Origin of the sequence: Nonomuraea sp. NPDC050643 (assembly GCF_040654715.1) — a bacterium.
Lineage (GTDB): Bacteria > Actinomycetota > Actinomycetes > Streptosporangiales > Streptosporangiaceae > Nonomuraea.
In genome coordinates, this window is the sequence record NZ_JBFAIM010000073.1 from 1 (window position 1) to 22,249 (window position 22,249).

Sequence of the window (22,249 nt, forward strand, 5' to 3'; positions counted from 1 at the left end):
GGTACTCGACCGGGGACAGCTCCCGCGCCGCGATCCCGTCCAGCCGCGCCTCGACCCCTCCCTCAGCCTGCGGGTCCAGCAGCGCCTCGACGACATCGGCTCGGGCGGCAGCCCGCACCGCCGCCCCACGGCCGAGCGCACCCCGGACGCCACGGTCAGCCACCCGTCGTAGGGGCACGTCACGGTGCCGACGGCCTTGACCGACACGGACCCGATCCCGCTCCGCCCGGCCAGCTCCCACATGCGCGGCGTGTCACGCGCGTTGAGATCGGCCCACAGCAGGCCCGTCACCCCGATGAACGCCACCCGCCCGGCCGTCTCGTCCGCCTGGGCGGGCAGAGCGGGTGAGCACACCCCCAACACCGCCAGCAGTAGCAGCACCCACCTCACCGGCGGCCCCCATTCGGACGTGGCGATCGACCAGGAACGCGGGACACCCTACCGGCCGGGCCGCTCAGGCGGCGGGCTTCACGGCGATCAACCGGGCCAGCTCCTCCTCGTAGGCGCTCTCGAGCCAGTAGCCGGAGTGCCAGCGCGTCTCCGGCAGCGCCTCCCCGGGAGCGGGCGGCCGCGGGTCCCAGCAGAACCGGTCGACCACGTCCTGCCCGTCGGGCTCGCAGGTGAAGGGGTCGACCCGCCGGAACACCGATCCGCCGATCGGATCGCTCAGCCGGTAGAGGTTGCTCCAGGCCACCGCGTCCCGCACGGCCGCCAGCCCTTCCCCGCCGAAGTAGGCGGGGAAGAAGGGCGCGTACAGGCGGCGCAGCGGCGACCCGTGGGTGAGCAGCCGGGCCCGCCCGCGCAGCTCCGGCCGGAGTTGCAGGGCCAGGGCGGCGAGGATGACGCTCCCCTGGCTGTGCCCGGACAGCACGACCTGGTCGCGCTCGTTCCGGGCGAGCGTGCCGACCCGCGACATCAGCTCGGGGACGACCCGCTCGGTGTAGCAGGGCGGCGACAGCGGGTGGATGGCCCGGGGCCAGAAGGTGGAGACGTCCCACAGGATCCCGATCGTCCTGCGCAGCCGCGAGTCGCTGTACGTCCGCCGCCCGAGCAGGGCCAGCCCGATGATGATCGCCGTCATGGCCCAGCTCCCCACGGAGGCGAGCAGCCCGGCGATCCCCCCGTCCGGGGTGAGCAGCCGCAGCGCGTAGATCACGGTGACGGCGGCGAACCCGGCCACCCCGATCCCGGTGAGCACCGCCATCACGAAGCCGGCCCGGTCGGTGAGCGCGGCCAGCGCCCACCTGCCCGCGACCACCTCGGCGTCGTCCCGCTGCCCGTAGTACGCCTTCAGCTCCGGCGCCAGCCGGGCCGCCTCGCCCCGGCTGCCCAGGTACAGCACGCCGGCCACGACGGCCAGCCCCAGCACCAGCAGCGGCGCCAGGGCCGCCGTCCACCAGACGGGGTCGTCGAGGAAGAGCCTCCTGCCGGGCGGCTCACGGTCGGCGGAGGTGCCGGGGACGCCGAAGAAGGTGGCGGTCCAGAACAGTACGCCGAGCGCCAGCACGTTGACGCCGCCCGCCGCCACCATCAACGTGAACCAGGCCGCCACCCCGCCCAGCGCCCGCCGCTCCCCCGGCCGCTGCCGCCGCTCCATCCGGGCCAGCACGCAGGTGGCCACCAGGATGAACACCCCGATCCCGATGGTCAGCACGAACTGGAACGCTCCAATGCCGATCCCGGGCAGCCGCAGCGGCGGGTTCGCGCTCCCCGGCAGGCCCGCGAGCGCCGCGCCGAACGTGGCGAGGAAGACCAGCGGCGCGGTCGCCCGCAGCGCCCGGCAGGCGAACGTGAGCCCGCCCGGCGTCCGTTCCCCCGTGTGCGGGTCGATCCGCCGGGCGATCGACGGCAGCGTCACCAGCACCACGGCGGCCACCTGCACGCCCGCGTTGGCCAGGGTCAGCGCCAGCCCGGCGGAGGTGCCGGCGAAGGGCGCGGACACGGCCAGGCCGATGGAGCCGATCGAGAAGGCCACGTGCACGACCCGCAGCCGCCACACCGGCGCGCCGCCGTGCCACAGCCGCCCCCGCCCCAGCAGCGGCCCGGACCCGGACCCGGACCCGGACCCGGATGCGGACCCGGATGCGGACCCGGATGCGGACCCAGGCTGGGACCTGGATTGGGGCCCGCCGCCGGGCGGCACCATCCGCTCGTCCCGCCGCCACGTGTGGCGGGCGATCCACCACAGCACCACGACGACCAGCAGCGGCGCCAGCGCCGTGACCGCCAGCCGCTTCGACGGCTCGCCGCCCCAGAGCTGCCCCAGCCAGCGCACCCAGACCGGGGCCGTGTCGAGGGCGCAGGCCCGCCCGGCGGCGGTGCACTGCCAGCCGATGAGATCCACGCAGGCCAGGGTGACGGCGCCGACGAGCGTCCCGGTGAGCAGCAGGGCGAACAGCCGCTGCGCGGCTTCGGTCGCGTGCCGCAGCCGGGTCCCGCCCGCGGGGCGGGGCAGCATGAAGTAGGACAGGTTGGCCAGCGAGAACGGCAGCAGGAGCAGCCACAGCGCGATCGTCCGGCCGCCGGAGGTGAGGTTGCCCCACGCGTACGCCTCCCGGCGGCGGACGCCCGGCACGTCCGGCTCGTCGCCCGCCGGGCGGCCGCCCGCCCACCAGCGCCGGTAGAACCCGGTGGTGCCGTCGCCGGCGACGAGCCTGGGGCAGGGATGGTTGAGGATGCCGGCCGGGGGCGTGCCGGAGACCCCGTGCACGCGCAGCTCGGTCACACCGCCGCAGGTCTCGTCGATGAATCCGTCCATGACCTCAGGATCGGACGCTGGACGTGGTCGCGTACAGTGATTGTTCGATTACTCATCGGAAAGGGTTGCGGACATGCCTGAAACCGGGCCGGGGCCGGGGTGAAAAGTGGTCAGGCGTGGACCGGGGTGACGACCTCGGGGGCGGCCGTCTCCGTGCCGTGGATCACGGCCTCGCAGTCGGCGATCGCCTCCTCCAGCAGCCTGCGCAGCAGCGTGTCCGGGTCGGCGATGCACGCCTGCACGATCCCCACCACCGCGAGCTGCACCGCGTTGGGGGCGGCGTAGCGGCGGAAGCCCTTTTCCGTGATCCGGGCGGCCCGGCTGAAGCGCCTGGCCTGCTCGGCGGCGTGCGGGACCTCCCGCATCGCCCGCAGGCTCCGTTCGCTGAGCCGTCCCGACGGCGCTCCCTCGAGCCTGGCCAGCATCTCCTCGGCCGCCAGCACCGACACCGCCAGCGCGAGCTGGCGCTCGGCCGCCGCCACGGGCAGCGCCATTGTTGCGCAGCGCAGCGCTATCCGCGCGTCCACCCGCAGGTCGTCGCTGGCCAGGCCGATGATGGACGGGACGAGCCGGACGAGCTTGGCCCGGCTCTGGTCGCCGATGTTGTCGTTGACGAGCCGGGCCAGGGCCGCCAGCAACGGATGGGTGCAGGCCGGATGGTCGCTCCAGCGTTCCCCGGCCAGGTAGGAGGCCAGCTCCATGAAGCAGGCGCCACGTTTGGGGTTGCGATGCCTGCCACGGGACAGGACCGGCATGTGATCAAGGTGATTGTCCACAGGTGCTCCACTGCTTCACGCGATCGCCGTTCATCCAGTCTGCGCCGTCGTGCCGCTCAATCCAAGTGAATACCCCGAAAGGTCACAGTCAGACACTTATGACCGCACGAATACCGCCACCGTGCGCGCCGGGACCGTCAGTGCGCCGGTGGCGGGATCGAACGCCGACGCGCGCACGACCGGGTCGTCCGAGGCCGCCTGCACGGGATGCAGCGCCACCTCCCGCCCCGCGAGCGCCGGCATCGGCTGCGTCTGCTCGGACGGGGTCGCGTTGAAGACGACCGTGACCGACGTCCAGCGCGGGTCGAGGCCCGCCGTGTCCACGTGCAGGGCGATCACGCCCTCAGGGGAGCCGGGGAACGACAGCCTCCGCTGCACCTCCGTCAGCGAGCCCAGCGCGAACGCCGGGGTCGAGGCCCTGATCCGCAGCAGCTCGCCGTACCTGGCGCGGGCGGCGCCGATCTCCGCGCAGCCGGGCCTGAGCGCGGGGTCGGCGAGCAGCGGCCTGGCGTAGGGCCACCTCGGCCCGTTGTCCGCCCGGGGCGGCAGGCCCGCGCCGAAGCCGTTGCCCGCCGAGCAGTCCCACAGCAGCCGGTTGAACCAGTCGCCCGAGTCGTAGGAGTTGCGGTCGAGCGACTTCGAGCGCAGCCGCTCGCTGCCCGCGTGCACGAACATCGTCCCCTGCGCCAGCACCGCCGTGGCCAGCGACAGCGCCTGCATGCGCACCCGGTCGGCCATCGGCGTGTCCCGCGGCAGCTTGTACGCCAGCGCGTCGAACAGCGTCTCGTTGTCGTGCGCGTCCACGTACGTCACCACCTCCCCCGGCGCGGCGGCGTACCCGGCGGGCGAGCCGTTGTAGTCGATCTCCGAACCCTTCCGGCCCGAGGGGAGCACGTAGTCGCGCAGGTTCCCGGTCAGCCCGATCCTGATCAGGTCGGCGTAGCCGGCCAGCCTGGCCCGCTGCTGCTCGGGCGTGCCGTTGGCCGGGGAGCCGTTGGGCGCGCCGGCCAGGCCGGAGCCGAAGCCCTGCACGCGCGGGTCGGCGTCGAAGGGGCCGCCGCCGCGTACCGCGTCGCGCAGCCGGTCGTTGAACGTGCCGATGCCGGTCCCGGCCAGGTTGGCCTGCGTGGCCTGCTCGAACCGGGCCCCGTCGGCCACCTCGCCGAAGTTCCAGCCCTCGCCGTACAGGATGATCGACGTGCCGTCCACGCCGTCCTTGTCGAGGGTCAGCCCGTCGAGGGCGCGGCGGACGGCGAGCAGGTTCGCCTTCGGGTGGTGGCCCATGAGGTCGAAGCGGAAGCCGTCGATCTTGTACTGCCTGGCCCAGGTGAGCACCGAGTCCACGACGAGCTTGCCCATCATCGCGTGCTCGGGCGCGGTGTTGGCGCAGCAGGTGGAGGTGGCCACGGTGCCGTCGTCCAGCAGCCGGTGGTAGTAGCCGGGCACGATCGGGTCGAGCACGCCGGTGGAGGAGGTGTGGTTGTAGACCACGTCCATCACCACGCGCAGCCCGGCCTCGTTGAGACCGGCGACCATGCCGCGGAACTCCTTGATCCGGCGGTCGGGCTCGGTCGCGTACGACCCCTCGGGCACCGTGTAGTGCAGCGGATCGTAGCCCCAGTTGAAGGCGTCGGTGGCGGCCGTGCGCGCCACGCACTCCTGCTGCCGCTCCGAGTCGGGCGGCAGCGCGGCCAGGTCGCCGTCCGGCTCGGTCCTGTCGGCCGCGCGCTCGGGGATGCTGGCGACGTCGAACACCGGCAGCAGGTGCACGTGCGTCAGCCCGTCACGTGCCAGGGCCCGCAGCTCCCGCATCCCGGCGGAGTCGCCGCCGAAGGCCGTGTACGTGCCCCGCCGCCCGGCCGGCACGCTCGCGTCGGAGGCGGAGAAGTCACGCACGTGCAGCTCGTAGATCGAGGCCCGCTCCTGCGGCACGGCGGGCGGCTTGGCCAGCCGGTCCCAGCCGGGCGGCTTGTGCGCGGCGGCGTCCAGGCTGACGAGCCGGCTGCGGACCCCGTCGGCGGTGACCGCCAGGCTGTAGGGGTCGGTGACCTCGTTCGTCACGATCTTTCCGGCCTTGGGCGAGTAGACGGTGACCAGGTACGTGTACTCGCGTCCCATCCACGACGGCGGCCCGTGCACCGACCACACGCCGCTCTCGTCGTCGCGCCGCATCCGGTGCACGCTCCGGCCGGGGCCGTAGAGGGCCAGCTCCACCTTCAGCGCCGTCGGCGCCCACAGCGCCAGCTTGGGGACCACCCGGCCCGAGGGGCCCAGTGTGGCGGCCGTGGCCTTGGCCGCGTAGAGGTCGTCGAGCACGCCGGCGATTTGCACGCCGGTCGCGGCCAGCAGCGCGCCGGAGGCGTCCCGTTCGACGGCCACGACCTGGGCGCGCAGCGCGCGGCGTACGTGGCCGGCGTCGCGCGGGTCCACCTTCCACGCCGGGTGTCCGGCCAGGTGCGGCCAGGCGCGCCGTTGCTCCTCGCTCAGCGTCCCCGGGACCAGCCGGATGAGCCGCAGGTCACCGGTCAGGTCACCGCCGTCATACGTGATGTCGCCCTCCGGGCCGAAGGCCAGGAAGTGCCGGGCCTCCGGCTCGGCACGCCAGGTCACCGTGTCGCGGTCGATCCAGTGGGCCCTGGCCTTGCTCAGGTCGGCGTCCGCCACCGGGGTGGCGGCCCGCGGCAGCAGGTCCTCGTCGTCGCTCTTGCGCGTGATGTGACTCAGGCTCTTCGCCCCCTCGAGGCCGCCCCGCACGTGCGCTCCCCTGCCGTCGTCGTTCCCGTCCCGGGAGGCGGTGATGCACAGAGCGTCCCTGAACGGCCGGACGCCTGCAAGTCTTTCAGGAAATTTCTGAAAGGCCACAAACCGCTTCCTCACGGGCACGCCAGCAGACGCGCGCCGGGGAAGGGTCCACAATGAGGGGCGGCCTGCCGACCTAAGCTTTTGACCTGTGCAAACGCCTGGCCGAGTGGGCAGCGGCCCACCGGCCGCCCCGCCTGTCGATCAATGTAACAACTTGCAGAAACCTTACGCCTCCATCTACCGATGCGCGTCACGTCGGCGTAACCTCCGGCTTACTCCGACCTCCGACGAGCTGTGAGGAGAAGGACATGCGACGGCTCTTAACGGCCGCAGCGGTCGTTGCGGCATGCGCTCTGACGGTTTCCGCCTGTGGCGGTGGTGGCGGGCAGACCGCCGCCCCGGCCACGTCGGTCTCCGATCCGTCGAAGATCAGTGGCGAGGTGACATGGTGGGACACGACGCGCCCGGACAGTGAGGGTCCGACCTTCCAGGCGCTGATCAAGGAGTTCGAGGCCAAGTATCCGCAGATCAAGGTCAAATATGTGAACGTGCCGTCGGATCAGGCGCAGAACCAGTTCCAGACGGCCGCGCAGGCCGGCACGGGAGCGCCCGACGTGATCCGCTCGGAGGTGGCGTGGACGTCGCAGTTCGCGTCGCTGGGCTATCTGCAGCCGCTGGACGGCTCGCGGGCGGTGGACAAGCCCGAGGACTTCCTGGCGGGGCCGCTGAGCAGCACGAAGTTCAACGGCAAGACGTACGCCGTGCCGCAGGTCACCGACACCCTGGCGCTGATCTACAACAAGCGCCTGCTGAAGGAGGCCGGACACGAGGAGGCGCCCAAGACGATCCCGGAGCTGAAGCAGACCGCCCTCGACGTCAAGTCCAAGACCGGCGCGGCCGGGCTGGCGCTGAACGTCGACTCCTACTTCCTGCTGCCCTTCATGTACGGCGAGGGCGGCGACCTGCTCGACGTGGCCGGCAAGAAGATCGTGGTGAACTCGCCCGCCAACGTGAAGGCGGTCGAGACGGTCTCCGACCTGATCACCTCGGGCGCCGCGCCCAAGCCCGCCACCACCGAGAGCTACGCCAACGCCATGACCGCCCTCAAGGAGGGCAAGGCCGCGATGATCTACAACGGCCCGTGGGCGCTGTCGGAGATCTACCAGGGCAAGGAGTTCAAGGACAAGGCGAACCTGGGCATCGCGCCGGTTCCGGCGGGCTCGGTCAAGGCCGCGGCCCCCACGGGCGGCTGGAACCTGGCGATCTACGCGGGGTCGAAGAACATCCCGGCGGCGTACGAGTTCGTGCGCTTCATGACCGCGGTCGAGGCCCAGGCGAAGATCGCCAAGGAGATCAGCCTCCTGCCCACCCGCACCTCCGCCTACGACAACGCGGACGTCAAGGGCAACGCCGACGTGGCCGTCTTCAAGCCGATCATGGACACGGCGGTGCCGCGCCCGTGGATCCCTGAGGGCGGGCAGCTCTTCCAGCCGCTGCTGGAGGGCTACCAGTCGCTCGTCGGCGGCAAGTCGGCGCCCGCGGACATGCTCAAGCAGGTCGATCAGCAGTACCGCGGGATCATGAAGGACTGGAGCTGACCCGTGGCGGTCTCGACCGGACGGGTGACCGCCGCGGGCGACTCCGCCCGCGGCAGCCGCCATGACAAGCGGCGGCAGCGGCGCTCCATGTCCACCCACTGGTACGCGTGGGCGATGATCGCGCCGGTGCTGGTCGTGATGCTGGTGCTGATCGGCTGGCCGCTGGCGCGCGGGATCTATCTGTCGCTGACGGACGCGACGGAGGCGAACATCGGCCGCACCATCGGCGTGAACGTCATCCCGTCCACCTACGAGTTCGTCGGCCTGGACAACTACCTGCAGATCCTGACCAGCAGCCTGTTCTGGGACAAGCTCCTGTGGACCGTGGTGTGGACGGCGGCCTGCGTCGCCCTGCACTACGGCATCGGCCTGGGCCTGGCGGTGATGCTCAACCGCCGGATGCGGTTCCGCTCGCTCTACCGGGTGCTGCTGATCCTGCCGTGGGCGGTGCCGGCGTTCGTGGCCGCGTTCATCTGGCGCTACCTCTACAACAGCGACTACGGCGTGATCAACGGCTTCCTCAAGCTGGCCGGGCTGAGCGGCGTCGGCTGGCTGGACGACCCGCTCACGGCGAAGATCGCGGTGATCGCGGTCAACGTCTGGATCGGGGTCCCGTTCATGATGGTCGCCCTGCTCGGCGGGCTGCAGTCGATCCCGGCCGAGCTGTACGAGGCCGCCGAGGTGGACGGGGCGAGCCCGTGGCAGCGGTTCAGGTCGATCACGCTGCCCGGGCTGCGGCAGGTGTCCGGCACGGTGGTCCTGCTCGGCACGATCTGGACGTTCAACATGTTCCCGATCATCTTCCTGGTCACCCGGGGCGGGCCGGGCAGCGAGACGGAGATCCTGGTCACGTACGCGTTCCGCGAGGCGTTCACCGGGATCCGCAACTACTCGGGCTCGGCGGCCTGGGGCGTGCTCATCCTGGCCATGCTGGTGGTGCTCGCGGTCGGCTACCGGCGTACGCTGCGCAGTCAAGGAGATCCGTGGTGAGCGCGACGAAGACCCGTCCTCGCGGCGAGCGGGGCCCGCTGGCCTCCGTCGGCCTGCACGCCGGGCTGCTGCTGGCGGTGGCGATCTCGCTGTTCCCGGTGGTGTGGCTGGTGCTCACCTCGCTCAAGCCGCGCGATAGCTGGCTGTCGGCCGAGCTGCAGTTGTTCAACGACTCCTCGCTGGACAACTACGCCCGCGTGCTGACCGGCACGCAGTTCCCGCAGTGGCTGCTCAACAGCGTGCTGACGGCCGGGCTGACCATGATCCTGGGCGTGTTCCTGGCGGCCACCACCGGATACGCGGTCAGCCGCTTCCGCTTCCCCGGGCACCGGGGCGTGATGTGGCTGCTGCTGATCACGCAGATGTTCCCGGTGGCCATCCTGATCGTGCCGCTGTACAACCTGATGGCCGGGCTGGGGCTGCTGAACCAGATCCCGGGGCTGGTGATCGCGTACATGACGATCGCGGTGCCGTTCTGCGCCTGGATGATGAAGAGCTACTTCGACACCGTGCCGGTGGAGATCGACCAGGCCGGCATGGTCGACGGGCTCACCCCGTTCGGCGTGTTCTGGCGGGTGGTGCTGCCGCTGGCCCGGCCGGGGATCGCGGTGACCGCCTTCTACTGCTTCATGACCGCCTGGGGCGAGGTGGGTTACGCCACGGTGTTCATGTCGCAGGAGGACAAGCGCACGCTCGGGGTGGGGTTGCAGCAGTTCATCGGCCAGCACTGGTCGGACTGGGGGCTGATGACCGCCTCGGCGGTGCTCATCGCCATCCCGGCCGGCGCGGTGTTCCTGCTGGTCCAGCGCCACCTGATCACCGGCCTCACCGCCGGCGCCACCAAGTCGTAGCCCACCGGCCGGACGGCGCCGGCGGATCCCGCGGCCGGCGCCGTCCGCCGGCGCCGTCTCACCTGGCCGACAGGACCTTGGCCAGGGCCTCGGCGACGCAGGCGGCGTTCGCCGGGTCGTCCATGAGCATGGACTGACGGACCCAGTAGACCTCGCGGGAGGCCGCCTCGGCGGCCGGGCAGGGCTCCGCGCGGGTGCCCGCCTCGACCAGCGCGGGGAGGGTGCCGAGCGGCGGGTAGCCGCCGTCGAGGGGCACGCCTTCCGCGGCCATGGCCTCGAGCAGGAACGCGCGGTCGACGGGGACGTGCAGGCGGAGCATGAGCAGGTGCCGCGAGTCGCGCGTGGTCCCGGGCGGCTGCGGAACCACCGTCACGGGCCGGCCCCCGCCGTCGGTGCGGGTGGGCATCGAAGAGGACGCCGTCGCGCCGCCGGTGCGGGTGGCTGCCGGAGAGGACGCCGTCGCGCCGTCGTGGCGGGTGGGTGCCGGGAGGGTGGCCAGTTCGCGTTCGAGGGCCGCGCAGAAGGCGTTCCTGCGGTCGATCTCCTCGTCGAGCCGGTCCAGCCAGGGCAGCAGGAGCGCGGCCTGGATCTCGGTCAGCCGCAGGTTCCAGCCGACGGTGGGATGGCCGTACCAGGCGCCGCCGAGCCGGCGGCCAAGGTTGCAGACGGACCAGACGGCCTCGTGCACGGCCTCGTCGCGGCAGACGATGAGCCCGCCCTCCCCCGCCGTCATCGCCTTGCTCGCCTGGAAGCTGTAGACGCCCGCGTCGCCGAGACCGCCGACCGGGCGGTCCCGGTAGACGGCGCCGTGGGCCTGGGCGGCGTCTTCGACCACGGCCAGGCCGTGGCGGGCGGCGACGGCGTTGAGCGCGTCCATGTCCGCGGGGCTGCCCGCGAGGTGCACCGGCATGATCGCGGCGGTGCGCGGGGTGATCGCCGCCTCCGTCGCCCTGGCCGACAGGTGCAGGTCACCGGCGTCCACGTCGGCGACCACGGGGGTGGCGCCGGCGAGCAGGACGGCCGTGGCCGAGGCGACGAACGTGTACGCCGGCACGATCACCTCGTCCCCGGGCCCGACGCCCAGGCCGCGCAGGGCGGCGAACAGGCCCAGCGTGGCGTTGCCGACCGCCACCCCGTACGCGACCCCGGAGCGGCGGGCGAACGCCTCGGTCAGGTCCGTGCAGGTGGACCCGCCCTGGGTGGCGCCCCACCGGCCGCTCTCCAGCACGGCGGTGACGAGCTTGCGCTGCGCGTCGTCGAGGGGCGGCGGCCATTCGGGCCAGGAGGTGGCGCGCACGGGGGTGCCGCCGTGGATGGCGAGGGTCATGCGAGAGGTCCTTCCAGCAGGCGGGCGAGGTTGCCGCCCTGGATGAGGGCGCGGTCGGCGTCGTCGAGGGGGGCCAGGGCGACGCGGCCGAAGCCGATCCGCAGGTCCAGGAAGCAGGCGTCGGAGCCGTAGACGACACGGTCGGCGCCGACGAGGGCGGCCAGGCGGGCGATCCAGCGGCCGGTCATCTTCGAGCCGCAGATCTCCAGGTGGACGTTCGGGTGCCCGCCCACCAGGTCGGCCGCGCGGGCGAACCCGTACGGCCACAGCCCGGCGTGCCCGAGCAGCAGCGGCACGCCCGGGTGCCGACCTGCCACGGTGGCGAACTGCTCGGGGTCGCTCCACGGGGAGTCGGTCTGGCCGTGGGCGAGCACGGGGAGGCCGAGCTCCCAGACGGGGTCGTAGCGGCGGTCGTCGAGGCGGCACTGGTGCACGTCCGGATGGAGCTTGACGCCCCAGACGCCTTCGCGCGTGAGCCGGTTGCGGTGGTGCGGGTTGTAGACCTGCCAGACCCCGAACCGGCCGGGGTGCCGCTCGGCGGCGGCGAACGCCAGCCGGTTGCCCTCCTCGGCGCTGGGCCCGACGCCGAGCAGGTGGCTGATGCCGATCGCGTCGATGCCGAGGCGGTCCATGAGGGTGACCATGCCGTCGGCCGACTGGTCGGGGATGAGGAAATCGGGCCACGGCCCGAGGTGACCGTGCGCGTCCAGGATCACGACACACCCCCGAGGCCGGACCGACGTTCTTCCGGAACGATCGCGGCACCTCCCCGACCGGACCGACGTCCTTGCGGCGCGATCATCGCGTACCTCCCTGGTCGAGCAGGCTTCCTCCGGAGGCGATCAGGTCGATGTCGGCCTCCGGGAGCTCCAGGTGGTCGAGCAGGAAGCGGGGCCCGCAGTCGTCCATGACGGGCGCGCCGGTGCCGAACACCAGCCGCTCCGCCCCGACGTGCCCCGCCAGCCACTCGACCCCGCGCTGCGTGTTGACGGTGCCGATCTCCAGCCACAGGTTCGGCATCTCGGCCATGAGCTCGCCGACGGCGCGCAGCCTGCGGTACCCGGGGTTGAGCAGCAGGACGCGCAGCGAGGGCAGCCGCCCGGCCAGGCCGAGCAGCTCCCCCGGCGAGGTCTCGTCCAGCTCGATCGCCACCGTGACGCCCGTGGCGCCCACGGCGCCCAGCCAGCGCAGCGCGGTGGGGCCGGTCAGGTCGAAGCGGTGCCGGGCCGGGCAGAGCCGGACCATGGGCACGTCCCAGCGGGGCACGGGTTCGAACGGCTCCGGGAGCAGGACGGGCACCGGGCGGAGCCGGGGGTCGGTGAGGGTGAGCAGGGCCTCGTTCCCGGCGCGGACGTCGGAGTAGAGGCCGAGGGTGTGGGTCACGCAAGCCTGGTGGATGCCCAGCCGGTCCATGTCGGGCCGTGGGTCCTGCGGCAGGTCGTCGAAGGGGACGGGACCGATGAGCCGGTGGGCATCCAAGACGAATTTCGGCACGGACCGAAATTAGCCCTGAGGTGGAGTAACGGTCAAGAGCGGGCAGCGCGGATCGAGGTCGATCCTGGCCAGGTGCCGGCCGCTCAGCGCCCAGGCCCGCCAGGAGCCGGGCTCGAAGTGGAGCTGCGGGTTGGTGTACCAGTCGTCGCCCAGGCCGGTGGCCAGGTGCTTGGCCTCGGTGCCCAGCTCGTAGGCGTTGCCGCCGCCGAAGAACGTGCTCGCGAACACCTTGCCCCGGTGGACGGTCAGCTCGCCGTACCCGGACAGGGTGCCCTGGTGCTTGACCGTCCTGGTGGCCAGGTCGAGCGCGATCCAGGTGCCGGAGTCGCGCTTGTAGAGGCCGTACAGCAGGCCGCCGTGCACCTTGATGTCCTGGAAGGTGCGCAGGCCCGCGACCGGGTCCGCCTGCCACCGCACCGTACGGGAGCGCAGGTCGAAGGCCGCGACGGAGGCCGAGGTCTTGACCGGCGGGACACCGCCCCCGCCGAGGACGTCGCCGCCCAGGTAGACGATGCCCTTGCGGGAGTCGAGCGACAGGCTCATCAGGCTCTGGCCGGGGATGACGCCCGGGTAGGAGTCGATCTGGCCGGTGTCGGGGTCCACGATCGACAGCGCGCCCTCGAGCCTGGCGCCCAGCGGGGCGGAGGCGACGAGCAGCTTGTCCGTCACGGGGTCGTACTCGATGTCCCAGGGGCGCTGCTGGTCGTTGCCCAGGCGGCCGAGGCTGCGGACCTTGTCGGTGCGCAGGTCCATGGAGATGATCTGGCCGCTGGGGTAGATGGCGGCGTAGATCTTGTCGCCGCGCCGCACCAGGTCCTTGGGCTCACCCGGGACGCGGAACCTGCGCTTGTCGCCGGTACGCAGGTCGCGCACGTCCATGAAGAAGTGACCGCCGACGTAGACGGCCCGGCCGGGCACCAGCAGCATGCTCTGCGGCCGTTCGGCACCCGTCGGCAGGCCGGCCTCGATCAGGTCGGTGAACTCGGAGCGGCCGGTGCGCAGGTCCAGCCACCACATGCCGCCGCTGCCGGCGAACCCGGCCAGGGTGTGCTCGTCGACGAGCGCCAGCCGCCTGGTCTCGTCGTCCTGCGACGGCGGCTCGGCGACCTTGGTGAGCGCGCTGTCGCCGGTGCGGTAGCGGTGGACCGCGCCGTCGGGGCGCGAGGTGCCGTACACGGTGCCGTCGGGGGCCACGGTGAGCGCGTCGAGACTGCCCGAGCCGAGCGGGACGTGCCGGGCGTCGGTGCCGTCCTTGCGTACGTCGATCAGCGTCAGCCCGCTCACCGCGAGCACCCGGTCGCCGTGGTCGGCCACGACGCCGATACCCGCCGTGCCCTGGGCCAGCTCCTTGACGGCGCCCGTCGCGCGGTTGATCGCGACCAGTTTGCCCTTGTCGAGCAGGCCCGCATAGACGTTCTCGGCGTCGGCGGCCACCGCCCTGACGTAGCGCTCGCCGGCGGCCAGCACCCCGAAGTCGCGTACGGCGCCGGTGGCGGGGACGTACTCCTTGACCCGGCCGTCGGGGTAGGTGCCGGCGTACAGGGTGCCGTCGGGGGCGGCGGCCAGGCTCCAGATGAAGCCGCCGTTCCGTCCGAACGAGCCGAGGTGCGCGACCTCACCGGTGGCCGGGTCGAAGCGGTAGAGATCGGGCACGGGGTACGTCCCGACGTACACCTTGCCACCGGACACCGCCGTGGCCCAGCCGCCCTCCGGCTCCCCGGTCGCCGGGGCGTCGGGCAGGAACACGCTCCTGACGACCTTCCGGGTGCTCAGGTCGATCTCGGCGAGCACGGGCGGCTTCTGGCCCCGGGTGACGACGTAGGCCTTGCCCTCGTGGACGACGGCGCCCACGATCGCCCCGGTCACCGAGGCCGGCCCGAACGTCTCCACCCGGGGCCGGTCGCACGAGGGCCCCCGGGAGACGGCCTGCGCGGCCGCCGGGGAAAGGGTGACGGCCTGCGCGGGGGCGGCCGTCCGGGAAGGGGTGACGGCCTCGGCGGGGACGGCCGTCAGGGAAAGGGTGGCGGCCAGGGCCGCTAAAACCGCGAGGGAACTGCGCGGCATCGCCGCACCTCCTTGTTGCCCAATTTTGGCCCAGACCGTAATCTGCTGAACGCGATTAGTCAATGGAGGCGCGCGTGACGGCGTTCGACGCATGGGAACTGGTCGGCGAGCTCGAGGTGACCCTCGACGTGGACGTGCTGGTGGGCGCGTATCCCGACCGCGACGGCCCGCCGGGGACACCGGAGTCCGTCCTGAAGACCCTGACCGACCACCGTATCGGGAGGGGCGCGGTGGCGTCCCTGCGAGCCGCCCTGTTCGACATGCGCTCGGGCAACGACGAGGTGCTGGCGCTGGGCGACGCCGTGGTCCCGGTGGGGGCGGTGGACCTGCGCGACCCCATCGGCGCCGTACGCGAAATCGACCGGCTCGCGCCCCTGGGCGTCAAGGCCATCCGGCTCTTCCCCGACGAGCAGGGCGTCGAGGCGGGCTTCCCCTCGGTCCGGCACGTCGCGAAGCGGGCCGCCGCGCTCGGCCTGGTCGTGCTGACCGGCGGGGACGTGCGGCGGTTCTGGCAGCCGTTCAGCGGCCTGGAGGCCACGGTGGTCTTCCTCGACACGCACTTCTACCACCTCGGCGACTTCCTCGTCGCCGCCGCCGACGAGCCGGGCTTCCACACCTCGACCCGCCTGCTCAACTCCCCCGACGCGCTGGAGACCGTACCGGCCGACCGGCTCCTGTACGGCTCCCGCACCCCCCACTACGAACCGCTCGTCCCCCTCCTGCGCCTGGCGACCGGCGGGCTCGGGCCCGACCAGATCGCCGCCGTGGCGGGCGGCAACGCGAGGAGGCTGCTCGGATGATCATCGACGTGCACGCGCACTGGGGCCCGTGGTTCTTCACCATGGACGTGGCCGGCGCCAACGTGGCCACCATGGACCGCTTCGGCATCGACCTGTCGATCGTGTCGGCCACCGAGGCGGTGATCTACGACGCCCCGGCCGGCAACCGCGCCCTGGCGGCCTGGCTGGCCACCCAGGACCGCCACCTCGGCTACGTCACCATCAACCCCCGCAGGCTCGCCGACGGCGAACGGGACCTGCGCGAACACCTTCCCACCGGCAGGTTCGTCGGCGTCAAGATCCACACCGACTACACCAGGTCGCCCGCCGACTCTCCCCAGACGCGCGAGGCGCTGGCCATGGTCGCGGCGGCCGGGGTGCCCGCGCTCGTCCACACCTGGGGCACCACGGTCCTGGACCTGGCCCAGACCTGTATCGACACGCCCGGCCTGCGGGTCATCGCGGGCCACATGGGCGCCGACGGCTTCGCCCACGCCGTGGAGGCCGCGAACGCCTGCGACCGCCTCTACCTGGAGCCCTGCTACTCCCACGCCCCGGCCGGCCGCATCGCCCAGGTGGCGGCCGGGGTGGACCCCACGCGCCTGCTCTTCGGCACCGACTCGACCCTCATCGACCCGGCCTCGGCGTTCGGCGCGGTGGCGGCGGCCGGCCTGGACGCGGAGACGGCCGAGCTGGTCGCGTGGCGCAACGCCGTCCGGCTTTTCGATCTGGACATTACGGCCTAGGCCGTTATAGCGTGCGGCCAACCTTCACGAGGAGAACCCGCGTATGATCCCCCGCCGCCGTTTCCTCCAAGCCGCCACCGCCTCCGTGGCCGTCGCGGCAGCCCTCCCGGCCGCGCCCGCGCAAGCCTTCGGCCGCGAGCCGGAGGGCACGATCACCGACCTCGGCCCGGCCAGCGTCGCCAGCCCCCTGGGCAACGGCGAGTTCGTCGGCGACGTGCTCTACATGGGCTCGCGCGGCCTGGCGCCGAACGTCGTCGGGGCCTGGGACCTGGGCCAGGACAAGGTCACGGCCCACTTCGAGATCCCCACCGGGGTGGGCATCTGGGCGATGTGCAAGGTGGGCACCGACGTCTACGCCGGCACCCATTCGCGGTCCGACCTGTACAAGATCGACACGCTCACCGGCACCACCACGAAGGTCGCCGAGTACCCCGACCCGTACATCTGGACCATGGCCGCCTCTCCCGACGGCAAGGTCTACCTCGGCATGTCGCAGCCGGGGCGCGTGGTCGAGTACGACCCCGCCACCGGCGCCAGCCGCGACCTGGGCCAGCCGGCGCCCGGCGAGGCGTACGTCCGCAGCATCCAGGCCGACGACACCCACGTGTACGCCGGCGTGGGCAGCAACGCCCACCTCGTCGCCATCGACAGGCGGACCGGCGAGAAGCGCGAGCTGCTGCCCGCCGAGGTGGCCGACCGCGACTGGGTGTCGAGCATGTCCATCAGCGACACGCACGTGGCGGGCGGGATGAACTCCCTGGCCGAGCTGCTGGTGCTGGAGAAGGCGAACCCGGCCGCGTACAAGGTGGTCAAGGCCACGGCACCGGGCGAGAAGTACGTCGTCTCGGTGCTGGTCCACGACGGCTGGGTGTACTTCGCGGGCCGGCCCACGGGCACCTTCTACCGCTACCGGATCGCGGACGGCGCCTACGAGGTGCTCGGCGTGCCGTACCCGGAGGCGGCCACCGTCCGCATCCTCGAGCACGGCGGCCTGATCTACGGCATCCAGGACCCGGGCGTCTTCGTGTACGACCCCGCCACCGGCGCGATCGACTACGTGAGCCACGTGCAGAAGGGGTTCCGAGCGGCCCCCGAGGAGCCCATGTCCGTGCACTCCGACGGCAAGCGCGTCTACGTCGGCGGCAAGGGCGGCTGCGACGTCCACGAACTGGCGACCGGCAAGGTCACCCGGCTGCCCATCCCCGGCGAGCCGAAGACCATCATGACCGTCAAGGACACCACGTACCTCGGGGTCTACACCCAGGCCGCCCTCTACTCCCACCAGGCCGGCGATCCCGAGGCCAAGCTGCTGTTCCGCACCGGCCACAACCAGGACCGGCCGAAGGACCTGGTCCACGACACGCTGACCGGGCTGATCGTGATGTCCACCCAGCCGGAGCCCGGGCACCAGAACGGCTCCCTCGACGTCTACGACCCGAGGACCGGCAGGCTCGACACCTACCGCCCGGTCGTCGAACGCCAGACGGTGTTCTCGCTGACCACCCTGCTCGGCACCGCCTACCTGGGCACCAGCACGCAGGAGGGCCTGGGCTCGCCGCCGGTGACCCCGACGGCCAGACTGGCGGCCTTCGACCTGCGTACCCGCAGGGTGAAGTGGGAGATCGAGCCCGTGCCGGGCGCGAACGCCGTCATGAGCCTCAAGCACACGCCCCTCGCCGTGTACGGGATCACCGACAAGGGCGTCCTGTTCGAGTACGACCTGCGCAGGCGCAAGGTCACCCGCACGCTCAAGGTCTGCGAGCGCGGCGGGGACCTGCTGCTGTCCGGGCTGAACGCCTACACCAGCGACGAGGACGCGGTCTACAAGATCAACCTGATCTCGTTCACGTCGAAGCGGATCGCCGAGGGGCTGGCGAGCGACTGGTTCGGCGGCGGCTCCCGCCTCAACATCGACCCCTCCCGCCGGGCCCTGTACGGCCTCAAGGGCCGCAACCTCATCCGCATCGCCATCTGAGCCACCTGAACCATCTGAGCGGCCTGAGTCAGCTCAGCTCAGGCCGCTCAGGCCGTCTCAGCCCGAGGCGGCCGCGATGACCGTGGCGCGTTCCCCGTCCGGCAGGGCGGGGCCGTACGGGTCGCAGGCGTGCGACTCCGGGATGAGCCCCTCCTCGGCGGCCAGCCACAGCATGCGCTGCACATAGCCCTCCATGGGTGCCGTGAACGTGGCCGCCGCCAGCCGGTCCAGCCGCGCGGAGGCCTTCTCGAAATCGCGCAGGTCCTCGCCCGCGAACGCGCGCAGGACCGCCGCCGTCGTCTCCACCGACGCGGCCGCCAGGCCCACCAGCGCCGCCTGGGCGCCCCACAGGAGCGACGGGCCGAACATCCGGTCCTCGCCGGTGATGGCCAGCCGGCCGGCCTCGTGGGTGAGCGCGATCGTCTCCTGGCAGCCCATCGCGTCCGACAGCAGCGCCGTCTTGAGCCCGGCGACGCCGGGGTGGGCGAGGATCTCGCGCAGCACGGCGGGCGGGCACGGCCGGGTGTACAGGTCGAAGGCGATCATCGGCACCCCGGCCGCCGCCCAGACCTCCGCGTGCAGCGCGACCCGGTCGCCCTCCGTCGGGAACACCAGCACCCCGTCGGCGCCCAGGCCGGCGGCCGTCCGGGCGTCCTCGGGGGTGCCGACGCCGGCGATGACCGGGACGCCCGTGCGGCGGGCACGGGTGATCAGGCCGGCGCGGACGTCCGGGGTCAGGAAGGGGCCGCGCCCTGTGTGCGCCAGGACGGCCAGCGCGTCGGCGCCCGAGGCGATCAGGCGCCGGTAGTACGACTCCGCGAGGTCGAGGTCCACCTCGCCCGTCCGCGTCATCGGCGTCGCCGCGGCGGCCACCAGGGCGCCGCGCAGGCGCTCGCGCAGCCGTGCGGCGCGCGGGTCGATCGGCGTGCTCATCATCGCTCCCCTCACCGGATGTTCCGGGCGACAAGCGTAGGCCGTCAGTCGCCGCTCACTTCAGCCCGGTCATCGCGATGCTGTTGACCAGGTAGCGCTGCAGCAGGAAGAAGACCAGCAGGCAGGGCACGGCCGAGACGGCGGCGGAGGACATCAGCGTCGCCCACTGCAGCTCCTCCGTCTTCAGCACCGTCAGCCCCACGGTCAGCGTGCGGGTGGCGTCGCTCTGCGAGATGACCAGCGGCCACAGGAAGTCGTTCCAGTGCCACAGGAAGACGAACACGCCCAGCGTGGCCAGGATCGGCTTGGTCAGCGGCACCACGATCGTCCAGTAGACGCGCAACTCCGAGGCGCCGTCCACCTTGGCGGCGTCGAACAGCTCGTCGGGCAGGCCCAGGATGAACTGGCGCATCAGGAAGACCGCCTGCGAGTTGGCCAGCGTCGGGACGATCAGCCCCCAGAAGGTGTCGGCGCCGCCGAAGTCGGAGACCAGCACGTAGAGGGGGATGAGCGTGGCCTGGAACGGCACCATCATCGTGGCCAGGAACGTCCACAGCATGGTGTCGCGGCCGGGGAAGCGCTTCTTGGCGAACGCGTATCCGGCCATCGACGAGGTCAGCAGGATGACGACCACCGAGACGGCCGAGTAGACGAACGAGTTGAGCGTCCACTCGGCGAACCCGGAGGCGTTCAGCACCTGCGTGATGTTGTCGAAGGTGAGCGAGTCGGGCCACTGCGCGGGCACGGTCGGCTCGCCACGCGGCGAGAGCGCCACGATGATCATCGCGATGAACGGGCCCAGGGTCAGCAGCGAGATGACCGAGAGCAGCGTGTACAGGGCCCACTTCCCGCCGCGGCGGCGGGGCGGTGCGGCCCGCCGGTCCGATCGGGCGGCGGCCGGGCGGGTGGCCGTCAACGTCACGTGTTCCCCCTTCCGACGAAGCGGCGCTGGATCAGCGAGATGATCAGGATGACGGCGAACAGGACCATCCCCCAGGTGGCCGCGTAGCCGAACTCCCAGAACCTGAAGCCGCGTTCGAAGATGCCGTAGATCAGGGTGTAGCTGGCCTTGGCGGGGCCGCCGCCGGTCATCACGTAGATCGTGTCGAAGACCTGGAACGAGGCGATCGTCTCGATCACGAGCACGAAGAAGAGCGCGGGCTTGAGCAGGGGAAGCGTGATGCTGCGGAAGCGCTGCCAGGGGCCGGCGCCGTCGACCCTGGCCGCCTCCAGGTACGAGCCGGGGATGGCCTTCAGCCCGGCCAGCAGGATCAGCATCGAGTAGCCGAAGCCCTTCCAGCACGACACGAGGGCCAGCGCGGGCAGCACCAGCTCCGAGCGTTCCATGAAGGCCACGGGGGCGAGGTCGAGCTTGGCCAGCACGCCGTTGACGAGGCCGTCGAACTCGTAGATCCAGCGCCAGATGAGGCCGGCGAAGACGAAGCTGGTGACGTACGGCAGGAAGAGGATGCCACGGAACAGGCCGCGCAGGAAGACGACCGAGTTGAGCAGCAGCGCGGTCGCGAGCGAGACCAGCACGACCAGCGGCACGTAGATGGCCGCGTACACCAGCGTGACCCGCAGGCTGGACCAGAAGTTCGCGTCGTTCACGAGCCGGGCGTAGTTGTCGGCGCCGACGAAGTCCCACTCGCCGCCGATGTTCCAGTTCGTCAGGCTCATGCCGGCCACCCCGAGGGTGGGGAAGATCTTGAAGATCAGGAACAGCACCAGCATGGGGAGGACGAACAGCAGTCCCGTGATCGGATCGCGCAGGCGATGACGCACCGGGGTTCACACCTTTCCGAAAAGACGGGGCCTCCCGAGGGGGAGGCCCCGATCGTGTCAGCCGCCGCTGGCCAGCAGCTCGTTGCCCTCCTTGGCGGCGGCGTCGAGGGCCGTCTTGGCGTCTTCCTTGCCGATCAGCGCCGCCTGTACGTGCGTCGCGATCATCGCCATCACCTGGCGGGCCTTCGGGTGGGTGTCGCCGGGGAAGGCGAACTCCAGCGACTTGGCGAATTCCTTGGACGCCGCCGACTGGTCGGGGATCGTCACATCGGTGCGCGCGGAGAAGAAGCCCGACTCCTTGGCCAGCGGCGCGGCCACCTCGGGCGAGGCGATGTAGGCGGCGAACTTCTTGGCCACGTCCTTGTTCTCGGAGTGCTTGGCCAGGACCAGCCCGCCCGGGATGCCGAACGCGACCCGCTTGGTGCCCTCCAGCGGCAGGCCGATGCCCACGTTCTCCGCGCCGATGGCGGCGCCGAGCTGGTCGGCCATGAGGGCCGTGGCCGCGTGGTACATCGCGCTCTTGCCCGCGGCGAGCGCGCCGCCCTCGATGTCGTTGGCCTTGCTGGCGGTGTTCTCCGGCAGGCCGCCGACGGCCTTCAGGTCGAGCAGAAGCTGCAAGCTGTCGACGCCCTGCTGGGCGTTGACGGTCACGCTCTTGCCGTCGGGCGAGAACACCGAGCCGCCGTTGGCCCACAGGATCGGGTAGAAGCTCTGGTTGAGCGAGGTCTCGGGCTTGCCCGGGTAGTCGAGGACGGCGACCTTCTTGGCGGCCAGCTTGGGGGCGGCCTCCTTGAGCTCGGCCAGCGTCTCGGGCACCTTGGTGACGCCCGCGTCGGCGAACAGCTTCTTGTTGTAGATGGGGGCCGTGATCGTCTGGTAGATCGGCACGCCGTACAGCTTGCCGTCCACGCTCAGCGCGGTGAGCGAGTTGGGCAGGTAGGCGCCCTTGTCGGCGGTGATCACGTCGTCCACGGGCTCGAGCGTGCCCTGCTGGGCGTACTGGGGGATCTGGTCGGGGCCCAGCACGACCAGGTCGAATCCCTTCCTGGAGGCCAGCGCCGTGGTGACCTTCTCCTGGCGGCCGTCCCAGGGCTGCTGGTCGATGGTGACGTCGATCGTGGGATTCTTGGCCTCGAAGTCCTTCTCGACCTTGTCCCAGAAGGCCTTGTGCTTGGCCTGGTCCGCGATGACGGGATACATCCAGAGTGTCACCGTGCTCTTGTCCGAGCCCGAGCCACCGGACCCGCACCCGGCGATCACGACGCTCAGGGCGGCCGCGATTCCGGCTGCCGCTACCTTCCTCATCGGTGGCTTCCTTTCATGAATACCGGTCCTGACCGAAACCTAGTGAGCGGGAGGAACCGGGGTCAA

At 71.8% G+C, this 22,249-nt stretch carries 17 protein-coding genes and 1 pseudogene; 6 read left to right on the forward strand and 12 right to left on the reverse strand.

Going from position 1 to position 22,249, the window contains the following annotated elements:
* The 4 genes and pseudogenes from AB0I15_RS54515 to pulA all read right to left on the reverse strand — a co-directional run.
* Positions 1–381: pseudogene (locus tag AB0I15_RS54515) on the reverse strand (hypothetical protein); the annotation flags it as partial.
* Positions 382–454: 73 nt separating this feature from the next.
* Positions 455–2,758 carry a hypothetical protein gene (locus AB0I15_RS54520; RefSeq protein WP_358115559.1) on the reverse strand — a complete coding sequence of 768 codons (2,304 nt, stop codon included), beginning with the start codon at positions 2,756–2,758 and terminating at the stop codon, positions 455–457.
* Positions 2,759–2,868: 110 nt separating this feature from the next.
* Positions 2,869–3,513: a hypothetical protein gene (locus AB0I15_RS54525; protein WP_358115562.1), complete on the reverse strand. Its 645-nt coding sequence runs from the start codon at positions 3,511–3,513 to the stop codon at positions 2,869–2,871.
* Positions 3,514–3,630: 117 nt separating this feature from the next.
* Positions 3,631–6,288 carry a pullulanase-type alpha-1,6-glucosidase gene (pulA, locus tag AB0I15_RS54530; RefSeq protein WP_358115565.1) on the reverse strand — a complete coding sequence of 886 codons (2,658 nt, stop codon included), beginning with the start codon at positions 6,286–6,288 and terminating at the stop codon, positions 3,631–3,633.
* A 356-nt stretch (positions 6,289–6,644) separates the two neighbouring features.
* Here pulA and AB0I15_RS54535 point away from each other — a divergent pair, with 356 nt between their 5' ends.
* The 3 genes from AB0I15_RS54535 to AB0I15_RS54545 are packed head-to-tail and all read left to right on the forward strand — an operon-like array spanning position 6,645 to position 9,775.
* Entirely contained in the window at positions 6,645–7,934 is a 1,290-nt protein-coding gene (locus tag AB0I15_RS54535) for an extracellular solute-binding protein (RefSeq protein ID WP_358115567.1), read from the forward strand.
* A gap of 3 nt (positions 7,935–7,937) precedes the next feature.
* Positions 7,938–8,924 (forward strand): sugar ABC transporter permease, encoded by a 987-nt coding sequence (locus tag AB0I15_RS54540; protein ID WP_358115570.1) that lies wholly within the window; start codon positions 7,938–7,940, stop codon positions 8,922–8,924.
* Positions 8,921–9,775, forward strand: coding sequence for a carbohydrate ABC transporter permease (locus AB0I15_RS54545; protein ID WP_358115573.1), 855 nt, complete (start codon positions 8,921–8,923; stop codon positions 9,773–9,775). The genes AB0I15_RS54540 and AB0I15_RS54545 overlap by 4 nt, the downstream gene beginning before the upstream one ends.
* A 58-nt stretch (positions 9,776–9,833) precedes the next feature.
* On the opposite strand, the gene AB0I15_RS54550 is transcribed toward AB0I15_RS54545, so the two are convergent.
* The 4 genes from AB0I15_RS54550 to AB0I15_RS54565 form a co-directional block, all read right to left on the reverse strand.
* Positions 9,834–11,102 carry a DegT/DnrJ/EryC1/StrS family aminotransferase gene (locus tag AB0I15_RS54550; RefSeq protein ID WP_358115576.1) on the reverse strand — a complete coding sequence of 423 codons (1,269 nt, stop codon included), beginning with the start codon at positions 11,100–11,102 and terminating at the stop codon, positions 9,834–9,836.
* Positions 11,099–11,818 (reverse strand): amidohydrolase family protein, encoded by a 720-nt coding sequence (locus AB0I15_RS54555; protein ID WP_358115579.1) that lies wholly within the window; start codon positions 11,816–11,818, stop codon positions 11,099–11,101. The genes AB0I15_RS54550 and AB0I15_RS54555 overlap by 4 nt, the downstream gene beginning before the upstream one ends.
* 82 nt (positions 11,819–11,900) lie before the next feature.
* Complete coding sequence (locus AB0I15_RS54560) at positions 11,901–12,596, reverse strand: amidohydrolase family protein (protein WP_358115582.1); 696 nt, start codon at positions 12,594–12,596, stop codon at positions 11,901–11,903.
* A 9-nt stretch (positions 12,597–12,605) separates the two neighbouring features.
* A complete protein-coding gene (locus AB0I15_RS54565) occupies positions 12,606–14,660 on the reverse strand; it encodes a hypothetical protein (RefSeq protein WP_358115585.1) in 2,055 nt (684 codons plus the stop codon).
* A 74-nt stretch (positions 14,661–14,734) separates the two neighbouring features.
* Here AB0I15_RS54565 and AB0I15_RS54570 point away from each other — a divergent pair, with 74 nt between their 5' ends.
* From AB0I15_RS54570 to AB0I15_RS54580, 3 genes are read left to right on the forward strand one after another with little or no spacing between them, the layout of a single operon-like run.
* Positions 14,735–15,460, forward strand: a complete 726-nt coding sequence (locus AB0I15_RS54570; protein ID WP_358115588.1) for a hypothetical protein — start codon at positions 14,735–14,737, stop codon at positions 15,458–15,460.
* A complete protein-coding gene (locus tag AB0I15_RS54575; RefSeq protein WP_358115590.1) occupies positions 15,457–16,185 on the forward strand; it encodes an amidohydrolase family protein in 729 nt (242 codons plus the stop codon). Before AB0I15_RS54570 ends, AB0I15_RS54575 begins: the two co-directional genes overlap by 4 nt.
* A gap of 43 nt (positions 16,186–16,228) precedes the next feature.
* Complete coding sequence (locus tag AB0I15_RS54580; RefSeq protein ID WP_358115593.1) at positions 16,229–18,160, forward strand: hypothetical protein; 1,932 nt, start codon at positions 16,229–16,231, stop codon at positions 18,158–18,160.
* Between the two features lie 57 nt (positions 18,161–18,217).
* Here AB0I15_RS54580 and AB0I15_RS54585 read toward each other — a convergent pair whose 3' ends face one another.
* The 4 genes from AB0I15_RS54585 to AB0I15_RS54600 are packed head-to-tail and all read right to left on the reverse strand — an operon-like array spanning position 18,218 to position 22,183.
* Entirely contained in the window at positions 18,218–19,093 is an 876-nt protein-coding gene (locus AB0I15_RS54585; RefSeq protein ID WP_358115596.1) for a dihydrodipicolinate synthase family protein, read from the reverse strand.
* A gap of 55 nt (positions 19,094–19,148) precedes the next feature.
* Positions 19,149–20,015: a carbohydrate ABC transporter permease gene (locus AB0I15_RS54590; protein ID WP_358115598.1), complete on the reverse strand. Its 867-nt coding sequence runs from the start codon at positions 20,013–20,015 to the stop codon at positions 19,149–19,151.
* Positions 20,012–20,878: a sugar ABC transporter permease gene (locus tag AB0I15_RS54595; RefSeq protein WP_358115601.1), complete on the reverse strand. Its 867-nt coding sequence runs from the start codon at positions 20,876–20,878 to the stop codon at positions 20,012–20,014. Before AB0I15_RS54595 ends, AB0I15_RS54590 begins: the two co-directional genes overlap by 4 nt.
* Positions 20,879–20,935: 57 nt before the next feature.
* A complete protein-coding gene (locus tag AB0I15_RS54600) occupies positions 20,936–22,183 on the reverse strand; it encodes a sugar ABC transporter substrate-binding protein (RefSeq protein WP_358115604.1) in 1,248 nt (415 codons plus the stop codon).
* Positions 22,184–22,249 lie beyond the last annotated feature (66 nt).

Excerpts from the sequence above, each read along its gene's own strand:
- AB0I15_RS54535 (WP_358115567.1), top strand. The coding sequence starts at position 6,645 with ATGCGACGGCTCTTAACGGCCGCAGCGGTCGTTGCGGCATGCGCTCTG.
- AB0I15_RS54520 (WP_358115559.1), bottom strand. The coding sequence starts at position 2,758 with ATGGACGGATTCATCGACGAGACCTGCGGCGGTGTGACCGAGCTGCGC.
- AB0I15_RS54575 (WP_358115590.1), top strand. The coding sequence starts at position 15,457 with ATGATCATCGACGTGCACGCGCACTGGGGCCCGTGGTTCTTCACCATG.
- AB0I15_RS54585 (WP_358115596.1), bottom strand. The coding sequence starts at position 19,093 with ATGAGCACGCCGATCGACCCGCGCGCCGCACGGCTGCGCGAGCGCCTG.
- AB0I15_RS54580 (WP_358115593.1), top strand. The coding sequence starts at position 16,229 with ATGATCCCCCGCCGCCGTTTCCTCCAAGCCGCCACCGCCTCCGTGGCC.
- AB0I15_RS54550 (WP_358115576.1), bottom strand. The coding sequence starts at position 11,102 with ATGACCCTCGCCATCCACGGCGGCACCCCCGTGCGCGCCACCTCCTGG.
- AB0I15_RS54525 (WP_358115562.1), bottom strand. The coding sequence starts at position 3,513 with ATGCCGGTCCTGTCCCGTGGCAGGCATCGCAACCCCAAACGTGGCGCC.
- AB0I15_RS54565 (WP_358115585.1), bottom strand. The coding sequence starts at position 14,660 with ATGCCGCGCAGTTCCCTCGCGGTTTTAGCGGCCCTGGCCGCCACCCTT.
- AB0I15_RS54600 (WP_358115604.1), bottom strand. The coding sequence starts at position 22,183 with ATGAGGAAGGTAGCGGCAGCCGGAATCGCGGCCGCCCTGAGCGTCGTG.